Annotated in this window: 15 protein-coding genes; 8 read left to right on the top strand and 7 right to left on the bottom strand. The window is 70.4% G+C overall.

Annotated features, from left to right (window positions below; all coding sequences use genetic code 11):
* Positions 1-139: 139 nt before the first annotated feature.
* From ACZ5PB_RS31600 to ACZ5PB_RS31580, 5 genes are read right to left on the bottom strand one after another with little or no spacing between them, the layout of a single operon-like run.
* On the bottom strand, positions 140-1,450 hold the full coding sequence (locus ACZ5PB_RS31600) for a DUF58 domain-containing protein (protein ID WP_468695870.1): 1,311 nt from the start codon (positions 1,448-1,450) through the stop codon (positions 140-142).
* A gap of 10 nt (positions 1,451-1,460) precedes the next feature.
* The gene (locus tag ACZ5PB_RS31595; RefSeq protein WP_468695869.1) at positions 1,461-2,459 is read right to left on the bottom strand and encodes an AAA family ATPase; all 999 of its coding nucleotides are present in this window, start codon (positions 2,457-2,459) and stop codon (positions 1,461-1,463) included.
* A complete protein-coding gene (locus tag ACZ5PB_RS31590) occupies positions 2,456-3,676 on the bottom strand; it encodes a DUF4350 domain-containing protein (protein ID WP_468695867.1) in 1,221 nt (406 codons plus the stop codon). The genes ACZ5PB_RS31595 and ACZ5PB_RS31590 overlap by 4 nt, the downstream gene beginning before the upstream one ends.
* Positions 3,673-4,362 carry a DUF4129 domain-containing protein gene (locus ACZ5PB_RS31585; RefSeq protein ID WP_468695887.1) on the bottom strand — a complete coding sequence of 230 codons (690 nt, stop codon included), beginning with the start codon at positions 4,360-4,362 and terminating at the stop codon, positions 3,673-3,675. Before ACZ5PB_RS31585 ends, ACZ5PB_RS31590 begins: the two co-directional genes overlap by 4 nt.
* A gap of 13 nt (positions 4,363-4,375) precedes the next feature.
* On the bottom strand, positions 4,376-5,629 hold the full coding sequence (locus ACZ5PB_RS31580) for a DUF7847 domain-containing protein (RefSeq protein ID WP_468695866.1): 1,254 nt from the start codon (positions 5,627-5,629) through the stop codon (positions 4,376-4,378).
* 149 nt (positions 5,630-5,778) lie between these two features.
* On the opposite strand from ACZ5PB_RS31580, the gene mtnA reads away from it, so the two are divergent.
* The 7 genes from mtnA to ACZ5PB_RS31545 all read left to right on the top strand — a co-directional run bounded on the left by mtnA (position 5,779) and on the right by ACZ5PB_RS31545 (position 14,582).
* On the top strand, positions 5,779-6,924 hold the full coding sequence (gene mtnA / locus ACZ5PB_RS31575; RefSeq protein ID WP_468695864.1) for an S-methyl-5-thioribose-1-phosphate isomerase: 1,146 nt from the start codon (positions 5,779-5,781) through the stop codon (positions 6,922-6,924).
* Positions 6,925-6,928: 4 nt separating this feature from the next.
* The gene (mtrA, locus tag ACZ5PB_RS31570) at positions 6,929-7,618 is read left to right on the top strand and encodes a two-component system response regulator MtrA (protein ID WP_468695863.1); all 690 of its coding nucleotides are present in this window, start codon (positions 6,929-6,931) and stop codon (positions 7,616-7,618) included.
* A gap of 1 nt (position 7,619) precedes the next feature.
* Positions 7,620-9,746 (top strand): MtrAB system histidine kinase MtrB, encoded by a 2,127-nt coding sequence (gene mtrB, locus ACZ5PB_RS31565; RefSeq protein WP_468695862.1) that lies wholly within the window; start codon positions 7,620-7,622, stop codon positions 9,744-9,746.
* Positions 9,736-11,649: an LpqB family beta-propeller domain-containing protein gene (locus ACZ5PB_RS31560; protein WP_468695861.1), complete on the top strand. Its 1,914-nt coding sequence runs from the start codon at positions 9,736-9,738 to the stop codon at positions 11,647-11,649. The genes mtrB and ACZ5PB_RS31560 overlap by 11 nt, the downstream gene beginning before the upstream one ends.
* 123 nt (positions 11,650-11,772) lie before the next feature.
* On the top strand, positions 11,773-12,603 hold the full coding sequence (locus ACZ5PB_RS31555) for a ComF family protein (RefSeq protein WP_468695859.1): 831 nt from the start codon (positions 11,773-11,775) through the stop codon (positions 12,601-12,603).
* A 310-nt stretch (positions 12,604-12,913) separates the two neighbouring features.
* The gene (gene hpf, locus ACZ5PB_RS31550) at positions 12,914-13,609 is read left to right on the top strand and encodes a ribosome hibernation-promoting factor, HPF/YfiA family (RefSeq protein WP_468695857.1); all 696 of its coding nucleotides are present in this window, start codon (positions 12,914-12,916) and stop codon (positions 13,607-13,609) included.
* Positions 13,610-13,820: 211 nt separating this feature from the next.
* Complete coding sequence (locus ACZ5PB_RS31545; RefSeq protein ID WP_468695855.1) at positions 13,821-14,582, top strand: response regulator; 762 nt, start codon at positions 13,821-13,823, stop codon at positions 14,580-14,582.
* 44 nt (positions 14,583-14,626) lie between these two features.
* On the opposite strand, the gene ACZ5PB_RS31540 is transcribed toward ACZ5PB_RS31545, so the two are convergent.
* Positions 14,627-15,805, bottom strand: coding sequence for a winged helix-turn-helix domain-containing protein (locus ACZ5PB_RS31540; protein ID WP_468695853.1), 1,179 nt, complete (start codon positions 15,803-15,805; stop codon positions 14,627-14,629).
* Between the two features lie 9 nt (positions 15,806-15,814).
* On the bottom strand, positions 15,815-16,444 hold the full coding sequence (locus ACZ5PB_RS31535) for a GNAT family N-acetyltransferase (protein WP_468695851.1): 630 nt from the start codon (positions 16,442-16,444) through the stop codon (positions 15,815-15,817).
* A 256-nt stretch (positions 16,445-16,700) separates the two neighbouring features.
* Between ACZ5PB_RS31535 and secA the strand changes: the two genes are divergently transcribed.
* Positions 16,701-19,523 (top strand): preprotein translocase subunit SecA, encoded by a 2,823-nt coding sequence (gene secA / locus ACZ5PB_RS31530; protein WP_468695849.1) that lies wholly within the window; start codon positions 16,701-16,703, stop codon positions 19,521-19,523.
* Positions 19,524-19,537 lie beyond the last annotated feature (14 nt).

Genomic DNA, 19,537 nt, shown 5'->3' with positions numbered 1-19,537 from the left:
GGTACTGCAGGGGGGACCCTGTGGGAGAGTAGGACGCCGCCGAACAATCATTGTGGGAAAGCCCCGCACCTTATGGTGCGGGGCTTTTCTGCGTTCACGGGAGAAGAGTGCCCCCCTGGATCCTTGATCCAGGGGGATTTCAGAGGCGGCCCGCAGCCTTGAGGGCCAGGTAGGCGTCGGCCAGAGCGGGTGCGAGGTTGTCGGGGGTCGCGTCCACGACTGTGACTCCGTGACGCTGTAGCTTCTCGGCCGTGCGGCGGCGCTGAGTTTGGGCCTGGGTTCCCGCTGCGGCTTCGTAAATTGATTCCACAGAGCCTCGTGAGGCGGCCATTTCTGCGATGTGCGGATCGGCCACGGATGCCACGAGGACCGTGTGGCGCTGGGTGAGCTGAGGGAGCACAGGAAGAAGTCCCTCCTCCACTGGTGCCGTGTCCAGGCTGGTGAGCAGAACGACGAGAGAGCGGCGGGGCGTGCTCTTCAGTACTGCGGAGGCCATGCCTCGTGCATCGGTTTCGATCAGTTCGGGTTCGAGTGGAGCCATGGCATTGACCAACGCCGGTAGGAGTTGCCCGGCCGAACGGCCGTGGACCTGAGCTCGTGTGCTGCGGTCGTACGCGAGGAGATCGACCCGGTCGCCGGCGCGCGAGGCGAGTGCGGCGAGGAGCAGTGCGGCGTCCATGGACGCGTCGAGCCGGGGTACGTCACCCACGCGGCCCGCAGACGTTCGGCCGGTGTCCAGGACCAGGAGGATGTGGCGGTCGCGCTCGGGGCGCCAGGTGCGTACCGCGACCGTGTTCTGGCGGGCGGTGGCACGCCAGTCGATGGAGCGGGTGTCGTCTCCGGGCACGTACTCGCGGAGGCTGTCGAACTCCGTGCCTTCGCCTCGCGTCAACACACTGGTGCGGCCGTCGAGTTCGCGGAGCCGGGCCAGCTTTGACGGCAGGTGCTTGCGGCTGGTGAAGGGCGGCAGGACACGGACCGTCCAGGGGACCTTGTGGCCGGCCTGACGTGCGGCCAGGCCCAGCGGCCCGTAGGAGCGGACGGTGACGCGTTGGGCTTGGCGGTCGCCGCGGCGGGTGGGTTGCAGCTGCGTGGTGAGACGGCGGCGTTCGCCGGGCGGGATCGTCACCTTGTGGCGCGAGGCGGTGAAGTCGGTGCCGGGCAGCCAACTGCTGGGTGGCCAGGCGTCACGGACGTCGGCACGCAGGCGGCGGGGCGTGGGATTGGTGACGGTGAGGGCCACTGAGGCGGTTTCACCGAGTCGAACGGATGTGTCACCAGTTCGAGTGAATTGGAGCTTTCGTACTGGTGCTGCCAGGGCGAAGTCGCACATGATTGCGAGTGTGAGGGGCGCGTTGATCGCGAGGATTCCCGACCAGCTCGGCGCGAGGATGCCGACGGGGAGGGAGCCGAGGGCGGCGAGCAGCGCGGCTCGTCCGGTGAGGGCCATGATCGCCGTCTCAGCGGGGGACGGGGACGTGGGCGAGGATCGCGGTGATGACGGAGTCGGAGGTGACTCCTTCCATCTCCGCCTCGGGCCGGAGCTGGATGCGGTGGCGGAGCGTGGGCAGAGCCAGGGCCTTCACATCGTCGGGGATGACGTAGTCCCTGCCGGTGAGCCAGGCCCAGGCACGGGCGGTGGACAGCAGGGCAGTGGCGCCTCGTGGGGAGACGCCGAGAGTCAGTGAGGGGGATTCACGGGTGGCACGGCAGATATCGACGACGTAGCCGGTGATCTCGGGGGACACCGAGGTCTTGGCGACGGCGGACCGGGCGGCTTCCAGGTCTGCGGGGCCGGCGACGGGGCGTACGCCCGCGGCCTTCAGGTCCCGGGGGTTGAAGCCTTCCGCGTGGCGGGTCAGGACATCGATCTCGTCCTGTCGGCCGGGGAGGGGGACGGTGAGCTTGAGGAGAAAGCGGTCCAACTGGGCTTCAGGGAGGGGGTAGGTGCCCTCGTACTCGACCGGGTTCTGGGTGGCGGCCACCAGGAACGGATCGGGGAGCAGGCGGGGGACGCCGTCGACGGTGACCTGGCGTTCTTCCATCGCTTCGAGGAGGGAGGACTGGGTCTTCGGCGGAGTGCGGTTGATTTCGTCGGCGAGGAGGAGGTTGGTGAAGACGGGGCCGGGCTGGAAGGAGAACTCGGAGCTGCGGGCGTCGTAGACCAGTGAGCCGGTGACATCGCTCGGCATCAGGTCCGGGGTGAACTGGACGCGCTTGGTGTCGAGTTCGAGGGAGGCGGCCAGGGCGCGCACCAGGAGGGTCTTGGCCACGCCGGGGACCCCTTCGAGGAGGACGTGGCCGCGGCAGAGGAGGGCGACGACGAGGCCGGTAACCGCCGGGTCCTGGCCGACCACGGCCTTGGCGATCTCGGAGCGCAGGGCTTCGAGCGAGGCGCGGGCGCGGTCGGGGGACTCGGCCGAGGGCTCGGCGGGGGTCTCTGCGGGCTGGGCGCTCATGAGGCGCGGACCTCTCTTTCGAGGGCGTCGAGTTCGTCTGCCAGGCGGATGAGGCCGGCGTCGTCGGACGGAGTGGGGCCGAACAGGAGGGAGTTGAGGTCCCTGGTGGCATCGGGGAGCCGGGTGGAGACGGCAGGGAGGAGTGCGTCGGGGGAGTCGGCATGGGCGGTGGGGACGCCGAGGAGGGAGGACAGGCGGGCGCGGGACGCGGTGCGCAAGGTGGATGCGGCGCGGTCGCGGGCGTGGGCCTTGCGGTAGAGGCGGGCGCGTCCTTCGGTGGTTTCGGAGGCGCGGATGGCCACCGGGAGGCGTTCGGTCACCAAAGGGCCGAGGCGGCGGGCGCGCCAGAGGGCGGCGAGCGCGGCGGCCAGGGCGAGTTGGAGGGTTCCCCAAAGCCAGCCGGGCGGGACGTGGGAGAGGAAGCTGCCCGTGGTGTCGGTGGAGTTGCCGTCGGAGCCGGTGCCTTCGGTCGCGGACGGGTCTGTGAGGGAGGGGAGGTACCAGACGAGATGAGGGCGGGAGCCGAGGAGTTGGAGGGCGAGCGAGGCATTGCCCTGTTGGGCGAGGTGCTCGTTCTGGAGGGGGTCGGGGGCGCCGAGGAGGACGGTGTCGCCGTTCGCGGGGGCGGGGAGGCGCAGCAGGGAAGGGCGGCCGTCGGTGGGGTAACAGGCGTCGTGGGAGGCGGTGGTGGTGGTGGAGTAGCGGATACCACCGAGGTCTACGGTGCCGGCGGTGGTGGCCGCGGGGAGGGAACAACGGGGCTCGCGGGGGGTGACGGGGGAGCTGGGGGCCTCGGCGCGTACCCCTGGGGCGAGAGCGGGCGTGGAGGTGGGGCCTGCGGCGATGAGGATCGTGCGGCCGCCCGACTTGGCTGTGGCGGTGTGGAGTTGGCGCTGTTGGGAGGGGGTGAGCAGGTTCGGGGAGGCGACCAGGAGGGTGGTGTCGGGGCCGGTGGCCTTGGACGCCTCGGCGAGGGTGGTGACGACGCGGGTGCTGACACCGCGGTCCTGGAGGAGTTCGGCTACGGCGCGGCTGCCGTTGCGGTCGTACGAGCGGGGGTCGAGGTGGCCGTGCTGGTCGCCGGACTGGAGGGCGCCGATGACCAGGCCCGCGACAACGAGGATGCCGAGTACCAGCAGGATGCCCCTGGAGCGGAGCCACAGCTGGCGGGGGGTGGGGGAGTCCGCGGTGGGGCGGCGGTCTGCCGTGGTGGTCATGGGGTGGCTCCGTCGGGCGCGGAGGTGCCGGCCAGGGACGGTTTCGTGGCGTCGAGGTCGAGATCGAGGGTGCGCAGGGTCAGGTACGCGGTTTCGTCGGCGGTGCGGTCGCCGTACGTGACGTCGTCGAAGGAGCGGGCGGCGGCGCGCAGGCGGTCGGCGTGGGCGGGCAGGACGCGGCCCGCGTCGGCGGCGGCTTCGTCGGCGGTGCGGCCGGGGCGCGGGTCGAGGAGGGTGCGTTCCTCCAGGGCGCGGACCAGGGCGCGCATCCGTTCCTGGACGGCGGGGTTCCAGCGGAGGGCGGCGGCGTGTGCTTCGGCTGTCGTGCGGTGTTCGGCGGCGCTTCGGGGACGGTCGTCGAACAGGGCGTCGTTGGAGACCGGGGTGCGGCGGGGGGTGCCCAGGCGCCACCACAGGCCGAGTACGAGCAGGATGACGACGACCGCGATGACGATCACGCCGAGCGTGCCTCCGGGGGTGGCCCCGGAGGCGGCGTCGAAGAGTCCGGCGACCCAGTCCCAGAAACGGTCGAGGGCGCGCTGGAGGAGGTTGGGGTCGTTCTCGTGGTACCTCGGGTCGGCCAGTTCGCGCTCGGCGGCTTCGCGGGCAGGGACGCGTGGTGTGTCCACGGGGGTGTCGCCGTCGGCGTACGCCCGCAGCAGGGTCGTGGCAGTGGCCCCCGTCACTGTCACGGACGCATCAGCTCCCTGGGGTGTGGTCGGTGGGCTGCTGCTCGGTGCCGTAACCGGGGAGGCCGGCCGCGCGGGCGAGGTCCAGGTCGAGGGCCTCTCGGCGGATCCGCTGGTCGATGTAGAGGAGGACCGTGACGCCGGCGGAGATCGGGTACGTGATGGACGCGGCGATCACCGCGCCGATCCCGGTGATGATCAGGAAGCCCCAGCCGAACTCAGGGGTGGAGCCCCGGAGGAGGCCGTCGAGGCCGTCGCCGTCCACGAGGAGGGCGATGACCGAGAAGAACAGAGCGATGGCCATCGACACGATGGCGGTCAGGACCATCGTCAGCAGCGTGATGCCGAAGATCCGCCACCAGGAACCCTGAACCAGCTTGGCCGAGCGGCGCAGGGCCTGGCCGATGGTCTGCCGCTCCAGCATCAGGGCCGGGGAGGCGAGGGAGAACCGGACCAGCAGCCAGGCGATGACGAGGAGTCCGCCGAGTCCGCCCAGTACGGCGAGCGCCGCTCCGCCGGTGGAGCCGATCAGGAGGCCGGGCAGCAGGCCCACGACCATGATCGCGGAGGCGCCGAGGGCCAGCAGCAGGGTGAGTCCGAGCAGCCTGAGCAGCTGGGGCCTGGCCTCGCGCCAGGCGTCGCCCGCCGTGACCGGGCGGCCGAGCACCGAGCGGCTGACCACCATGGTGAGCAGCGCGGTCGTGAACAAGGTGCCGATCAGACTGATCAGGGTGGTCGGGCCCATGCTGATCAGAGTGTTCTGCATCGAGTCGACGGACTGGCGGAGGGCTTCCGACGGGTCCGCGTTCGGGTCGATGGCGATCGGCTCGGGCAGCAGATAGCGCTGGATGAGGATGTCGGCGACCTGCATCAGTACGGCGACGGTGACCGTGATGCCCAGCACCGTGCGCCAGTTGGCGCGCATGGTGGAGACCGCGCCGTCCAGGATGTCCCCGACGCCCAGGGGGCGCAGCGGGATCACGCCGGGCTTGGCCGCCGGGGGCGGGCCACCCCAGCCACCGGGGCCGGGGGCTCCCCAGCCGCCGACCTGCGGAGGGCCGTAACCGCCCTGCCGGGGCGGGGTCTGGGCGTGGCTGCGCGCGGGTGTGGAGCCCGGAGCGGACCACTGGCCCGCGGGGGGCTGATCCTTCGACCACTTCGAGGCGGGTGCCTGGTCGGAGGGGTCGGCAGCTCCGGAGCTCTCCGGAGGCCGGTCGTCGGAGGGGGCGGATCCGGGCGAGGCCCAGCCCGGAGAGTCGTTCATCGTCGCTCCTTCACGGTGCCCGACCGCGGTTGCGGCGGCAGGTTGCCAGCCATCGTGTCATGGGGTGCCTGCCGATGGACCGGCCCCCGGGACTCCTGGTCGCTCTTGGCACCTTCAAATGTCGGGGCGGTACGGGGCAGACTGGGCGGATGGCTGATCAGGACGCACACAGCACAGTGGGCGCAGAACCGCCCGCACGGCACTCGCTGCGATGGGAGGAGCCGCCGGAGGGACCGGTGCTGGTGCTCCTCGACCAGACCCGGCTGCCGACGGAAGAGGTCGACCGGGTCTGTACGGACGTGCCCGCACTGGTGCAGGCGATCCAGACGCTGGCGGTACGAGGGGCCCCGCTGCTCGGCATCGCGGGGGCGTACGGGGTGGCGCTCGCCGCCCGGCGGGGGTTCGACGTCGAGGGGGCGGCGGCCCAGCTGGCGGGGGCGCGCCCCACCGCGGTCAACCTCGGGTACGGAGTGCGGTGGGCGCTGGAGGCGTACCGGGCCGCGCTGGGGAAGGGGGCCGGTGACGCGGGGGCCGCCGCGGCCGCCCTGGACGCCGCGCGGGAACTGCACCGGGCGGACGCCGAGGCCAGCAGGGCGATGGCCGGACACGGGCTCGCTCTCCTCGACGAGCTGCTGCCCGGCGGCAGCCACCGCATCCTGACCCACTGCAACACCGGGGCACTGGTCTCCGGCGGCGAGGGCACCGCGTTCGCCGTGGCGCTGGCGGCGCACCGGGCCGGGCGGCTGCGGCGGCTGTGGGTGGACGAGACCCGGCCGCTGCTGCAGGGGGCGCGGCTCACCGCGTACGAGGCGGCGCGCCACTCGATGGCGTACACCCTGCTCACCGACAACGCGGCGGGTTCGCTGTTCGCGGCGGGCGAGGTGGACGCCGTGCTGATCGGGGCGGACCGGATCGCGGCCGACGGTTCGGTGGCGAACAAGGTGGGGAGCTATCCGCTCGCGGTGCTCGCCAAGTACCACCACGTGCCGTTCGTCGTGGTGGCGCCGCTGACCACGGTGGATCTGGGCACCGTGGACGGGGCGGACATCGAGGTGGAGCAACGGTCCGGGCTGGAGGTGACGGAATTCACCGGGGGCCTCTCGGTGGCAGGTTCCGAGGGAGGCGGCGGGCTGCCCGTCGCACCGCTGGGGACCCAGGCGTACAACCCCGCCTTCGACGTGACACCGCCTGAACTGGTGACGGCGATCGTCACCGAACAGGGGGTCGTTTCGCCGGTGACCGGGGCTTCTCTCGCGGAGCTGTGTGCCAGGTCACGACAGGCAACGATGAGCTAATGGGATGATGGCCCTTATGAAAGGTCGCGTTCTCGTAGTTGACGACGACACCGCACTTGCCGAGATGCTCGGCATTGTGTTGCGTGGAGAAGGTTTTGAGCCGTCGTTCGTCGCCGACGGCGACAAAGCGCTGGCTGTGTTCAGGGAGGCCAAGCCGGACCTGGTGCTGCTGGACCTCATGCTGCCCGGACGGGACGGCATCGAAGTCTGCCGGCTGATCCGGGCCGAGTCCGGGGTGCCGATCGTGATGCTCACGGCCAAGAGCGACACAGTCGATGTGGTGGTGGGCCTTGAGTCCGGCGCCGACGACTACATCGTCAAGCCGTTCAAGCCCAAGGAGCTCGTCGCCCGGATCCGGGCGAGGCTGAGGAGGTCGGAGGAGCCCGCGCCCGAGCAGCTCGCCATCGGTGACCTGGTCATCGACGTGGCCGGTCATTCGGTGAAGCGGGAGGGCCAGTCGATCGCGCTGACCCCGCTGGAGTTCGACCTGCTGGTCGCGCTCGCCCGCAAGCCCTGGCAGGTGTTCACCCGCGAGGTGCTGCTGGAGCAGGTCTGGGGGTACCGCCATGCCGCGGACACCCGGCTGGTCAACGTCCACGTCCAGCGGCTGCGCTCCAAGGTCGAGAAGGACCCGGAGCGCCCGGAGATCGTCGTGACCGTGCGCGGCGTGGGCTACAAGGCCGGACCCAGCTGACATGAAGCGAGGCAGTGCTGCTCCGAAGCCCGGGGAGCCGGGAAGCCGTACGGAGCGCCCTGCCGGAGCGGAGCGCGGTACGTCCCGGATCGGCCGGCTGCTGCAAGGCGGCCGGCTGCTCCAGGACGGGGCGCCCGTAGGCGGCCCCGTACTGCGCCTGGTCGTACGGCTGGTGCGGCGTCCGCTGCTGCCCGCCGTACGGCTGTGGCGGCGCAACATCCAGCTGCGGGTGGTCGCGGCGACCCTGCTGATGTCGCTCGGTGTGGTGCTGCTGCTCGGCTTCGTCGTCATCAGCGCCGTACGCAACGGGCTGCTCAACTCCAAGATGGAAGCGGCCCAGAACCAGGCCCGCGGAGGCTTCTCCGTGGCCCAGGAGCGGGCCAGCACCCCCGTCGCGCCGGACGGCCAGGACGGTGACACCTCCGACAAGAGGGCCGCCCGCAACGTCGCCAACTGGCGCTCCGACCTGGTGGAAGTCCTCGCCAGCGGCGGCCAGAAGGCCTTCAACGTGGTCGCGCTGAGCTCCGCGTCGGACGAGGAGACGACCCAGCCCGGACCCCGCGCCTCCGGTGGCGTGGACCCCCTCGCGAGCGTGCCCCAGGAGCTGCGCGACGAGGTGGACAAGGGCAGCGAGGCGCACCAGACGTACGTACGGATCGAGTACAGCAACAGCTCCCAGCCGTCCGAGCCCGGCCTGATCGTGGGCAAGCGGCTCAATGACGTGAGCGGGCAGCCCTACCAGCTCTACTACCTCTTCCCGCTGGCGCAGGAGGAGGCCTCGCTCAAGGTCGTCACCAACACGCTGACCACCGCCGGACTGTTCGTCGTCGTCCTGCTCGGGGCCATCGCCTGGCTGGTGGTACGGCAGGTCGTCACGCCCGTACGGATGGCCGCGGGGGTGGCCGAGAGGCTGTCCGCGGGGCGGCTGCAGGAGCGGATGAAGGTCACCGGCGAGGACGACATCGCGCGGCTCGGCGAGGCCTTCAACAAGATGGCGCAGAACCTCCAGCTGAAGATCCAGCAGCTGGAGGACCTGTCGCGGATGCAGCGCCGGTTCGTGTCGGACGTGTCGCACGAGCTGCGCACGCCGCTGACGACCGTACGGATGGCCGCCGACGTCATCCACGACGCCAAGAGCGACTTCGACCCGGTGACCGCGCGATCCGCGGAGCTGCTGGTCGGGCAGATCGATCGTTTTGAGTCATTGCTCGCCGACCTGCTGGAGATCAGCCGGTTCGACGCCGGAGCCGCCGCGCTGGAGGCCGAGCCGATAGACCTGCGCGAGGTCGTACGACGGGTGATCGACGCGGCCGAGCCACTGGCGGAGCGCAAGGGCACCGTGATCCGGGTCGTCGGCGACGAGCAGTCCGTGGTCGTCGAGGCGGACGCCAGGCGGGTCGAGCGGGTGCTGCGCAACCTCGTCGTCAACGCCGTGGAGCACGGCGAGGGACGCGACGTGGTGGTACGGCTCGGGGCCGCCGGAGGAGCGGTCGCGGTGGCCGTACGGGACTACGGCGTCGGGCTTAAGCCGGGCGAGGCGACCCGGGTGTTCAGCCGGTTCTGGCGGGCCGACCCGGCCCGGGCCAGGACGACCGGCGGCACCGGGCTCGGCCTGTCGATCGCCGTCGAGGACGCCCGGCTGCACGGCGGATGGCTCCAGGCGTGGGGTGAGCCGGGCGGCGGATCGCAGTTCCGGCTGACCCTGCCGCGTACGGTCGACGAGCCGTTGCGCGGATCGCCGATCCCGCTGGAGCCGGAGGACTCGCGACGAGCACGCGCGCGCGTGGCGGAAGCGGCCCAGGGCGGGGCGGGCGGCGGCAGCGGCAACACGCGGCTCGCCACCGTTCCCGTACAGCCGCTGGGGGAGCGGGGGACCGGCCCCATACAGCCGCCCCGTACGACGGCCGTGCCGGTGGACCCGACGGCGCTGCCCGGCAATGGCGCCAGGGTGGTCTCCGGGTGGGCGGGCGACGAGTCGCAGCAGAGCGGCGACGGTGCGGACGGGAGCAGGCAGTCCGGTGGCGGCGGGAACGCCGGCACGAGCGGCAGTGCTGGCAGTGGTGGCAGCGGTGGCAGCGGTCGCGCACCGCAGGACAGGGACCGGGAGGACACCCCCCGTGGGCGTTGAGGGTCGTAGCTGGGGCAGCGGGAACAACGGCGGCCCGGAGGGCCGGAGCGCGGGCCGGGGACGTGGCCGTAGGGCGGGGGCCCTCGGGCTGAGCGGTCTGCTGCTCGGCGCGGCGGGCTGCAGCTCGATGCCCGACCACGGTGACGTACGCGCGGTGAAGGCGTCGCAGCGGGTCGACTCGCAGGTACGGGTCTACAGCGTGCCGCCGCGTGCCGGGGCCAGGCCCGAGGAGATCGTCGACGGCTTCCTGGAGGCGATGACCAGTGACGACCCCGGGTTCGACACCGCACGCAAGTACCTGACCAAGGCTGCCTCGAAGGAGTGGCGCCCGAGCGAGGGCACGACGGTGCTGGCCGCAGCACCCGCCGGGGAGGCCACCTCCTCCAAGAACAACGGCGGCACCCCCGCCTACTCGCTCGCCGGACAGCAGGTCGCCTTCCTCGACGGGCAGAGCGCCTTCCGTGCCGAGGTGAAGAAGTACGAACAGCCGCTGCACCTGATGAGGGAGCGGAACCCGGACACCAAGCAGGACGAGTGGCGGATCAACGAGCCGCCGAAGGGCCTGGTGCTGGGGGAGTCGGACTTCCAGCGCATCTACCGGCCCGTCGACAAGTACTACTTCGCGTCCGGGTCCGCGACCGACGACGCCGGGCAGCGGTGGCTCGTCGCCGATCCCGTGTACGTACGCAAGCGGACGGACCCGCAGACCCGGCTCGACCCGGTGGCCCAGGCGGTGAAGGCGTTGCTGGACGGTCCTTCCGTCTGGCTGCGCACTGTGGTCGGTTCGAGTTTCCCCAGCAGCGCGACGCTGAAGGACGGCGTCAAGACGCTCACTTTCGGCGACCACAATTCCCTCAAGGTGCCGCTCAATGCCAAGGGTGCGAATGTCACCCCGAAGCGCTGCAATGACATGGCGACCCAACTGCTCTTCACCCTCCAGGGCATGACGGCCACTTCGCGGATCGACCAGGTGGAGATCCAGGGCGACGACCTTTCGCCGCTGTGCGTCATGCGCGGCGACCAGGCCGGCGGTCATGTGCCCGAGAGCACTCTGCGGGCCCCGGATTACCAGTACTTCCTGAACGGCAGGCAGCAACTCGTGCAAATGCGCAGCAATGCGGAGCACGAGGAGGCACAGCCGGTGCCGGGGGCGCTCGGCGGGATCCAGCAGGGGCTGAAGTCGGCGGCGGTGTCGCGCGATGAGAACTACGCGGCGGGCGTCTCGTCCGACGGGCACCACCTGTACGTCGCGCAGATCGCGGCGGGCAGCAGGTTCGACAAGCTGTACACCAGCGCGTCCAAGGGGAAGGACCCGCTGTCCACGCCCAGTTGGGACGGCCGGGGCGATCTGTGGGTCGCGGACCGGGACCCGGCCAACCCGCGCCTGATGCGGATGGTGAACGGCAAGGGCAAGCCGCAGGAAGTCACGGTCGTGGGCCTCGGCGACGGGTACGTCGACTCGCTGCGGGTGGCGGCCGACGGAGTGCGGATCGCGCTGATCGTGGTGGACGAGAAGGGGCGCAAGACCCTGAAGGTCGGCCGGGTGGAGCGGAGCGGCACCAAGGAGAGCCCTGAGGTCGAGGTGGCCGATCTGCGGGCCGCGGCGCCGCAGATGGAGGAAGTGACGGCGGTGTCCTGGGCAGGGCGCAGCCGGCTGGTGGTGGTGGGCCGGGAAGCGGGCGGTGTGCAGCAGATGCGCTACGTCCAGACCGACGGCTCCGCCTCGCCCGAGGGACTGCTGCCCGGTGCCAACCAGGTCACGGCCGTCTCGGCCTCCGACATGGAGCAACTGCCGCTCCTCGCACAGTCGAAGGACGACGGGATCGTACGGCTGCCTCCGGGCGCCAACTGGAAGACGGTCGTCGAGGAGGGCGAGGGCTCGCTGCCGTTCTACCCCGGTTAGGGGCAGGGGCAGGGGCAGGGGCACGCGCCGGGCGGCGATGGCCCCGTGGTGCGAGTTGTCCACAACGGGGTGGTTGTCCACAGGGGTGGCGGAGCCGTCACCGCCGTGCGCACAGTGGTGGGCATGCGGCAACTACGGGGATGGTGGCGGGAATTCGCCGGTCTGGTGCTGCCGGTGGCCTGTGGCGGATGCGGCAGGCCCCGGGCGCCGGCAGGGGTGTGCGCGCAGTGCGGCGAGGAGTTGTACGGGAAGGAGCCGGGCCGGGTCCGCCCGGTGCCGGAGCCGTACGGGCTGCCTGCCGTGCATGCGGCGGCGCGGTACGAGGACGCGCCGCGTGCGGTGTTGCTCGCGCACAAGGAGCGCGGTGCGCTGGGGCTGGCGCGGCCGTTGGGGCGGGCGTTGGCGCGGGCGGTGCGTGGCGCGGTGACTGATGGGGCTGGGGTGGCGTATCCGCGGGGCCTGCGGGTAAGTGATACGGCAGTGGAAGTGACGCGGGAAATCGTGCTGGTGCCTGTGCCGTCCGCGCGCCGTTCGGTCGGCGCCCGGGGGCACGACCCGACACGGCGGATCGCCCTCGCGGCGGCCGCGGAGCTGCGCGGCGGAGGGACCCGGGCGCGGGTCGCACCGGTGCTGCGGCAGCGGCGGGCGGTGGGTGATCAGACGGGCCTGGGTGCCCGGGAGCGGCTGGCGAACCTGTCCGGCGCCCTGGGAGTGGTCGCCGGTGGCCGAAAGCTGCTGGCGGGCCACCGGGTGGTGCTGGTGGACGACCTGATGACCACCGGGGCCACGCTGGCCGAGGCGGCGCGGGCGGTCAGATCCGAACCTGCGGCCGGGGCCGTGCGTGAGACCGGGGCCGTCTGGGCGGTCGGACCGGTGCGGAACACCGGATTCGGTGACCTTGTCGCTGCGGTTGTCGCGGCGCCGCCGAAATCTTTCGAAATAAACTGGAACTGACCGGGAACTTGCATCGTTGCAGGTAGTGAGAGGGAAAAAGCACCTGAACGGAGGTACGCGGCGGTAGCGGGTGCCGACACCCGTCCGAGCGAGCTATGTTCGGAAGTGAGGAAAAGCGGTTGCTGTGCCTCACTTATTGCACTGCCGTGCTTCAGGTTTTCCCTCGCACCCCGAAATGGGGGTGTGGATCTTCCCGACGGGGGAGGAGGAGGTGAAGTCGCCTAGTCCGAGACTTCGGGACGAGCCGGAGTCTGGTGCAAGAGGGAGTCGCTCCGCCAGTGAGCGGAGCAATCCGGGAACGGAGTTCTGCGTGGACATCGTCGTCAAGGGCCGCAAGACAGAGGTACCCGAGCGTTTCCGCAAGCACGTGGCGGAGAAGCTCAAGCTGGAGAGGATCCAGAAGCTCGACGGCAAGGTGATCAGCCTCGACGTGGAGGTGTCCAAGGAGCCCAACCCGCGGCAGGCCGACCGTTCGGACCGGGTGGAGATCACGGTCCACGGGCGCGGTCCCGTGATCCGGGCAGAAGCATCGGCGGGCGACCCGTACGCGGCGCTCGACCTGGCAACCGGAAAGCTGGAGGCGCGGCTGCGCAAGCAGCACGACAAGCGCCACACCCGTCGCGGCAACGGCAGGCTGTCCGCGGCAGAGGTCGGATCGGCGGTACCCGATGCGGCGGTCATCGACGGCGACGGTCAACTCGCCGTGGACCGGACCGAGTCGGACACGTCTGTTCCCACGAAGAAGATCGGCTCGCTTGAGGTGCAGGGCGACGGCCCGCTGGTGGTCCGCGAGAAGACCCACGTGGCCGCACCCATGTCGCTCGATCAGGCCCTCTACGAGATGGAGTTGGTCGGGCACGACTTCTACCTCTTCGTCGACGCCGAGACGAAGGGCCCGAGTGTCGTCTACCGGCGGCACGCCTACGACTACGGAGTCATCCACCTGGACACGGACCCACTCGCCGAGTCGGAGGCGGGCGGGGCCGGCGGAGCCCTCGGCGGCTAGCCGCTGAACGGCGGCGCCCGGCGCGCCGTACCACCTGACGGTGGTGCCCCCGGAGAGCCTGTGCGCCTCCGGGGGCACCACCACGTGCGTCCTGAAGCGACCGTTGCGACGCCGGGGCATGGAATCATGTCACCGCAAGTCAAGAGGTGCTCTGCGGACTGTGGTTGGCGCAGCACATGAACTTCGGGCCATGGCCTCAGGGGGAGGAACGATGGCGGACAGCTTCGGTCCGGTGCACGGCGGCGACTACGCCCGGAGTGCCGGCCGCGCGGCCGACGCGGACGGGGACACGGACACGGGCGGGTCCCGCAAGGAGCCCATCAGGGTTCTCGTGGTGGACGACCACGCGCTCTTCCGCCGCGGGCTGGAGATCGTCCTGGCCCAGGAGGAGGACATCCAGGTCGTCGGTGAGGCCGGGGACGGGGCGGAGGCCGTGGACAAGGCGGCCGACCTGCTGCCGGACATCGTGCTGATGGACGTGCGGATGCCCAAGCGGGGCGGGATCGAGGCGTGCACCTCCATCAAGGAGGTGGCCCCCAGTGCGAAGATCATCATGCTGACGATCAGCGACGAGGAGGCGGACCTCTACGACGCGATCAAGGCCGGTGCGACCGGATACCTGCTGAAGGAGATCTCGACGGACGAGGTCTCCACGGCGATCAGGGCGGTGGCCGACGGGCAGTCGCAGATCAGCCCCTCCATGGCGTCCAAGCTGCTGACCGAGTTCAAGTCGATGATCCAGCGCTCCGACGAACGTCGGCTGGTGCCCGCGCCCCGGCTCACCGACCGGGAGCTGGAAGTGCTCAAGCTGGTCGCCACCGGCATGAACAACCGGGACATCGCCAAGGAGTTGTTCATCTCGGAGAACACCGTGAAGAACCACGTGCGCAACATCCTGGAGAAGCTCCAGCTGCACTCCCGGATGGAAGCCGTGGTCTACGCGATGCGCGAGAAGATCCTTGAGATCCGCTGAAGGCGCGGTCGAAGATCGCTGAATTCCCCGTCAGGGCCGCCGGGTCACCGGGCGAGTGCCTCCAACAGGGGCTTGTGGAGTTCGGCGGGGGTCGTGCGGTCCACCCGTACGTCGGTGCAGCCGACCCAGGAGGCCGCTTCCCACAGGGCCTTGGCCATCGCGGGCACCGACTTCCTTGATTCCAGCGACACCTGACGGGCGATCAGGGTGCTGCCCTCGCGGGCCGGGTCGGCGCGGCCGAGCAGCTGCCCGCCAGACAGCAGCGGCATCGCGAAGTACCCGTGGACGCGCTTCGGCTTGGGGACGTACGCCTCCAGGCGGTGCGTGAAGCCGAAGACGCGCTCGGTGCGCGGACGGTCCCAGATCAGGGAGTCGAACGGGGAGAGCAGCGTCGTGCGGTGGCGTCCGCGCGGGGTCGTGGCCAGTGCTTCCGGGTCCGCCCAGGCCGGACGGCCCCAGCCCTCGACCTCGACGGGCACCAGGCCCGAGTCCGCGATCACCGCGTCCACCTGGGCGTTCTTCAGCCGGTGGTAGTCGGAGATGTCCTCACGCGTGCCCACGCCCAGGGACTTGCCGGCGAGCGCCACCAGGCGGCGTACGCACTCCGTGTCGGAGAGGTCCTCGTGCTGGAGGGCGGTGGGAATGGCGCGCTCGGCCAGGTCGTACACCCGCTTCCAGCTGCGGCGGCCGGTGCACACCACGTCGCCGTACATCAGGGCGCGCTCGACGGCGACCTTGGACTCCGACCAGTCCCACCACTCCCCGCCGTTCTTCGCGCCGCCCAGTTCCGTGGCCGTGAGGGGGCCTTCGGTGCGGAGCTGCTTGATGACCCGCTCGTACGCCCCGTCCGTCAGCTCGTGGTGCCACTGGGGGCGGGCGCGGTAGGCGCGGCGGCGGAAGGCGAAATGCGGCCACTCCTCGACGGGGAGGATGCAGGCCGCGTGCGACCAGTACTCGAAGGCGTGTGCCGGTTCGCCGTCGGCGGCCCAGTAGGCGGACTCGACCGTCCTGCGGTCCACCGCGCCCAGCCGTGCGTACGGAATCAGCTCGTGCGAGCGGGCCAGTACGGAGATCGTGTCCAACTGCACGGCGCCCAGGTGCCGCAGCACCCCGCGCACCCCGGCGCGGCGGTCCGGCGCACCCATGAATCCCTGTGCGCGCAGCGCGATGCGGCGTGCTTCGTCGGCGGAGAGAGCGACGGCGGACGACGGCTGGAGGCTCATGCCGAAAGACTAGAGGCCAGCACTGACATTCGGGACCGGACCGGTCACGGGGCCCGGGCCGGGGCCGCCGGGCGCGGGGAGGTAGGGGAACGGACCGGGAATGCCCAGGTCCGACGGGAGCAGCGAGCCCGTCCAGGCGTCGCGCGCGGTGCCCTGGTGGACGGTGCCCGCGCGCTGGACGCCCTCCATGGTGAAGCCCAGCTTGCGGGCCACCGCACGCGAGGGTTCGTTGCCGACCTCGGCCCGCCAGATCAGCCGGTGCACGGGCAGGGTGGTGAGGGCCCAGCGGATCACCTCCGTCGCGGCCTCGGTGACGTAACCCCGCCGCCGGTGGGGCCGCGCGGTCCAGTAGCCGAGCTCCCAGACGCCGGGCGGGAGGTACACGCCCATGCCGACCGCGCCGAGCAGCGGACCGCCGCCACGCGCGCGCAGGGCGAAGTGGAACCCGGTGCCGGTGCGCAGGCCCTCGCCCGAGACCTGCTCGACGAAGTGGACGGCGTCCGCGCGTGCGTAGGGCGAGGGAATCGTCGTCCAGCGCAGGATGTCGGGGTCCTGGACGGCCCGGAACACCTCTTCGGTGTCGGCCGGGGCGAAAGGGCGCAGTTCCAGGCGGTCCGTGGTGAGCACAAAGGGTTCCATGAACGGATTGTCCTGGGGCCGGCAGCCGTGGGCGAACACTTTTCGAGCGGTGCCCGGCACCTTAGGTGCGCGCCGTGCGTTCACCTTGTGCAGGATGGTGCGGCTTCGTGAGGACGGACCTCCCGTGGCGGCTGGGTCCTCCCTTACGATGGCCGTTGCGGTGGGGCCCGCCTGCCGTGCCCGCGCCAAAGTCAGTACAGACCCAAAGTCACACCGACCCAGTGCACAGGCCCGACCGGCAAGGAGACCAGCCTCAGTGTCCGTCTTCAACAAGCTCATGCGTGCAGGCGAAGGCAAGATCCTGCGCAAACTGCACCGCATCGCGGACCAGGTCAACTCCATCGAAGAGGACTTCGTCAACCTCTCCGACGCCGAGTTGCGCGCCCTGACCGATGAGTACAAGCAGCGGTACGCCGACGGCGAGAGCCTCGACGACCTGATGCCCGAGGCCTTCGCGACCGTCCGCGAGGCGGCCAAGCGCGTTCTCGGCCAGCGTCACTACGACGTACAGATGATGGGTGGCGCCGCCCTGCACCTGGGGTACGTCGCGGAGATGAAGACCGGTGAGGGCAAGACCCTCGTCGGCACGCTTCCCGCGTACCTCAACGCACTGTCCGGCAAGGGCGTGCACCTGATCACCACCAACGACTACCTGGCGGAGCGCGACTCCGAGCTGATGGGCCGGGTGCACAAGTTCCTGGGCCTCCAGGTCGGCTGCATCATCGCCAACATGTCGCCCGCCGAGCGCCGCGCCCAGTACGCCTGCGACATCACGTACGGCACGAACAACGAGTTCGGCTTCGACTACCTCCGCGACAACATGGCGTGGTCCCAGGACGAGCTCGTCCAGCGCGGCCACAACTTCGCCATCGTCGACGAGGTTGACTCGATCCTGGTCGACGAGGCCCGTACGCCGCTGATCATCTCGGGCCCGGCCGACCAGGCCACCAAGTGGTACGGCGACTTCGCCAAGCTGGTCACCCGCCTCAAGAAGGGCGAGCCGGGCAACCCGCTCAAGGGCATCGAGGAGACCGGCGACTACGAGGTCGACGAGAAGAAGCGCACCGTCGGCATCCACGAGCCCGGTGTCGCCAAGGTCGAGGACTGGCTGGGCATCGACAACCTCTACGAGTCGGTCAACACGCCTCTCGTCGGGTACCTCAACAACGCCATCAAGGCCAAGGAACTCTTCAAGAAGGACAAGGACTACGTCGTCATCGACGGCGAAGTCATGATCGTCGACGAGCACACCGGCCGTGTGCTGGCCGGCCGCCGCTACAACGAGGGCATGCACCAGGCGATCGAGGCGAAGGAAGGGGTGGACATCAAGGACGAGAACCAGACCCTCGCCACGATCACCCTGCAGAACTTCTTCCGCCTCTACGACGGCCTCTCCGGCATGACCGGTACGGCGATGACCGAGGCCGCGGAGTTCCACCAGATCTACAAGCTGGGCGTCGTGCCGATCCCGACCAACCGGGACATGATCCGCATCGACCAGTCGGACCTGATCTACCGCACCGAGGTCGCCAAGTTCGCCGCCGTCGTCGACGACATCGCGGAGAAGCACGAGAAGGGCCAGCCGATCCTGGTCGGCACCACCTCGGTCGAGAAGTCCGAGTACCTCTCGCAGCAGCTCGCCAAGCGCGGTGTGCAGCACGAGGTGCTCAACGCCAAGCAGCACGACCGTGAGGCGCCGATCATCGCCCAGGCCGGCCGCAAGGGCGCCGTCACCGTCGCCACGAACATGGCCGGCCGTGGTACCGACATCAAGCTCGGCGGCAACCCCGACGACCTCGCCGAGGCCGACCTGCGCCAGCAGGGCCTGGACCCGGAGGAGCACATCGAGGAGTGGGCGGCAGCGCTGCCCGCCGCCCTGGAGCGTGCCGAGGCGGCCGTCAAGGCCGAGCACGACGAGGTCAAGGCGCTCGGCGGGCTGTACGTGCTGGGCACCGAGCGGCACGAGTCGCGACGTATCGACAACCAGCTGCGCGGCCGCTCCGGCCGTCAGGGCGACCCGGGTGAGTCCCGGTTCTACCTGTCGCTGGGCGACGACCTGATGCGTCTGTTCAAGGCGGCGATGGTCGAGCGCGTGATGGCGATGGCCAACGTTCCCGACGACGTACCGATCGAGAACAAGATGGTGACGCGTGCGATCGCGTCCGCGCAGTCGCAGGTCGAGCAGCAGAACTTCGAGACCCGCAAGAACGTCCTGAAGTACGACGAGGTGCTCAACCGGCAGCGCGAGGTCATCTACGGCGAGCGCCGCCGCGTCCTGAAGGGCGAGGACCTGCACGAGCAGATCAAGCACTTCATGGACGACACGATCGACGCCTACATCCAGGCGGAGACCGTCGAGGGCTTCTCCGAGGAGTGGGACCTGGACCGGCTGTGGAGCGCGTTCAAGCAGCTCTACCCGGTGAAGATCACGGTCGAGGACCTGGAGGACGCGGCCGGTGACCGTGCCGGGATCACCGCCGAGTTCATCTCCGAGTCCGTCAAGGCCGACATCTACGAGCAGTACGAGGACCGCGAGAAGCAGCTCGGCTCGGAGATCATGCGCGAGCTGGAGCGGCGCGTGGTGCTCTCGGTGCTGGACCGCAAGTGGCGCGAGCACCTCTACGAGATGGACTACCTCCAGGAGGGCATCGGCCTGCGGGCCATGGCGCAGAAGGACCCGCTGGTCGAGTACCAGCGCGAGGGCTTCGACATGTTCAACGCCATGATGGACGGCATCAAGGAGGAGTCCGTCGGCTACCTGTTCAACCTGGAGGTCCAGGTCGAGCAGCAGGTCGAGGAGGTCCCGGTGCAGGACTCCGCGGGTCTGTCCATGAGCAAGGAGGACGCGGTTCCGGCGGGCGCGCAGGCGCGTCCGGAGATCCACGCCAAGGGCCTGGAGGCGCCGCAGCGCCCGGACCGGCTGCACTTCTCCGCGCCCACCGTGGACGGTGAGGGCGGCGTGGTCGAGGGCGACTTCGACAACGCGGCGGACGGGCCGACCCGCTCCGAGTCGGACGGGATGACCCGCGCCGAGCGGCGCAAGGCGCAGAAGACGGCGGGGCGCCGCCGCAAGAAGTAGGCGAGCGGCCTTAC

This window comes from Streptomyces sp. NPDC032721, from assembly GCF_055579625.1.
Note: the sequence above shows the minus strand (reverse complement) of the source record. Positions and strands in the feature narration are given on the sequence as shown.

Coding starts and splice junctions, on each gene's coding strand:
- ACZ5PB_RS31600 (WP_468695870.1), bottom strand. CDS start 1,450: ATGGCCCTCACCGGACGAGCCGCGCTGCTCGCCGCCCTCGGCTCCCTC.
- ACZ5PB_RS31595 (WP_468695869.1), bottom strand. CDS start 2,459: ATGAGCGCCCAGCCCGCAGAGACCCCCGCCGAGCCCTCGGCCGAGTCC.
- ACZ5PB_RS31590 (WP_468695867.1), bottom strand. CDS start 3,676: ATGACCACCACGGCAGACCGCCGCCCCACCGCGGACTCCCCCACCCCC.
- ACZ5PB_RS31580 (WP_468695866.1), bottom strand. CDS start 5,629: ATGAACGACTCTCCGGGCTGGGCCTCGCCCGGATCCGCCCCCTCCGAC.
- mtnA (WP_468695864.1), top strand. CDS start 5,779: ATGGCTGATCAGGACGCACACAGCACAGTGGGCGCAGAACCGCCCGCA.
- mtrA (WP_468695863.1), top strand. CDS start 6,929: ATGATGGCCCTTATGAAAGGTCGCGTTCTCGTAGTTGACGACGACACC.
- mtrB (WP_468695862.1), top strand. CDS start 7,620: ATGAAGCGAGGCAGTGCTGCTCCGAAGCCCGGGGAGCCGGGAAGCCGT.
- ACZ5PB_RS31555 (WP_468695859.1), top strand. CDS start 11,773: ATGCGGCAACTACGGGGATGGTGGCGGGAATTCGCCGGTCTGGTGCTG.
- ACZ5PB_RS31545 (WP_468695855.1), top strand. CDS start 13,821: ATGGCGGACAGCTTCGGTCCGGTGCACGGCGGCGACTACGCCCGGAGT.
- ACZ5PB_RS31540 (WP_468695853.1), bottom strand. CDS start 15,805: ATGAGCCTCCAGCCGTCGTCCGCCGTCGCTCTCTCCGCCGACGAAGCA.
- ACZ5PB_RS31535 (WP_468695851.1), bottom strand. CDS start 16,444: ATGGAACCCTTTGTGCTCACCACGGACCGCCTGGAACTGCGCCCTTTC.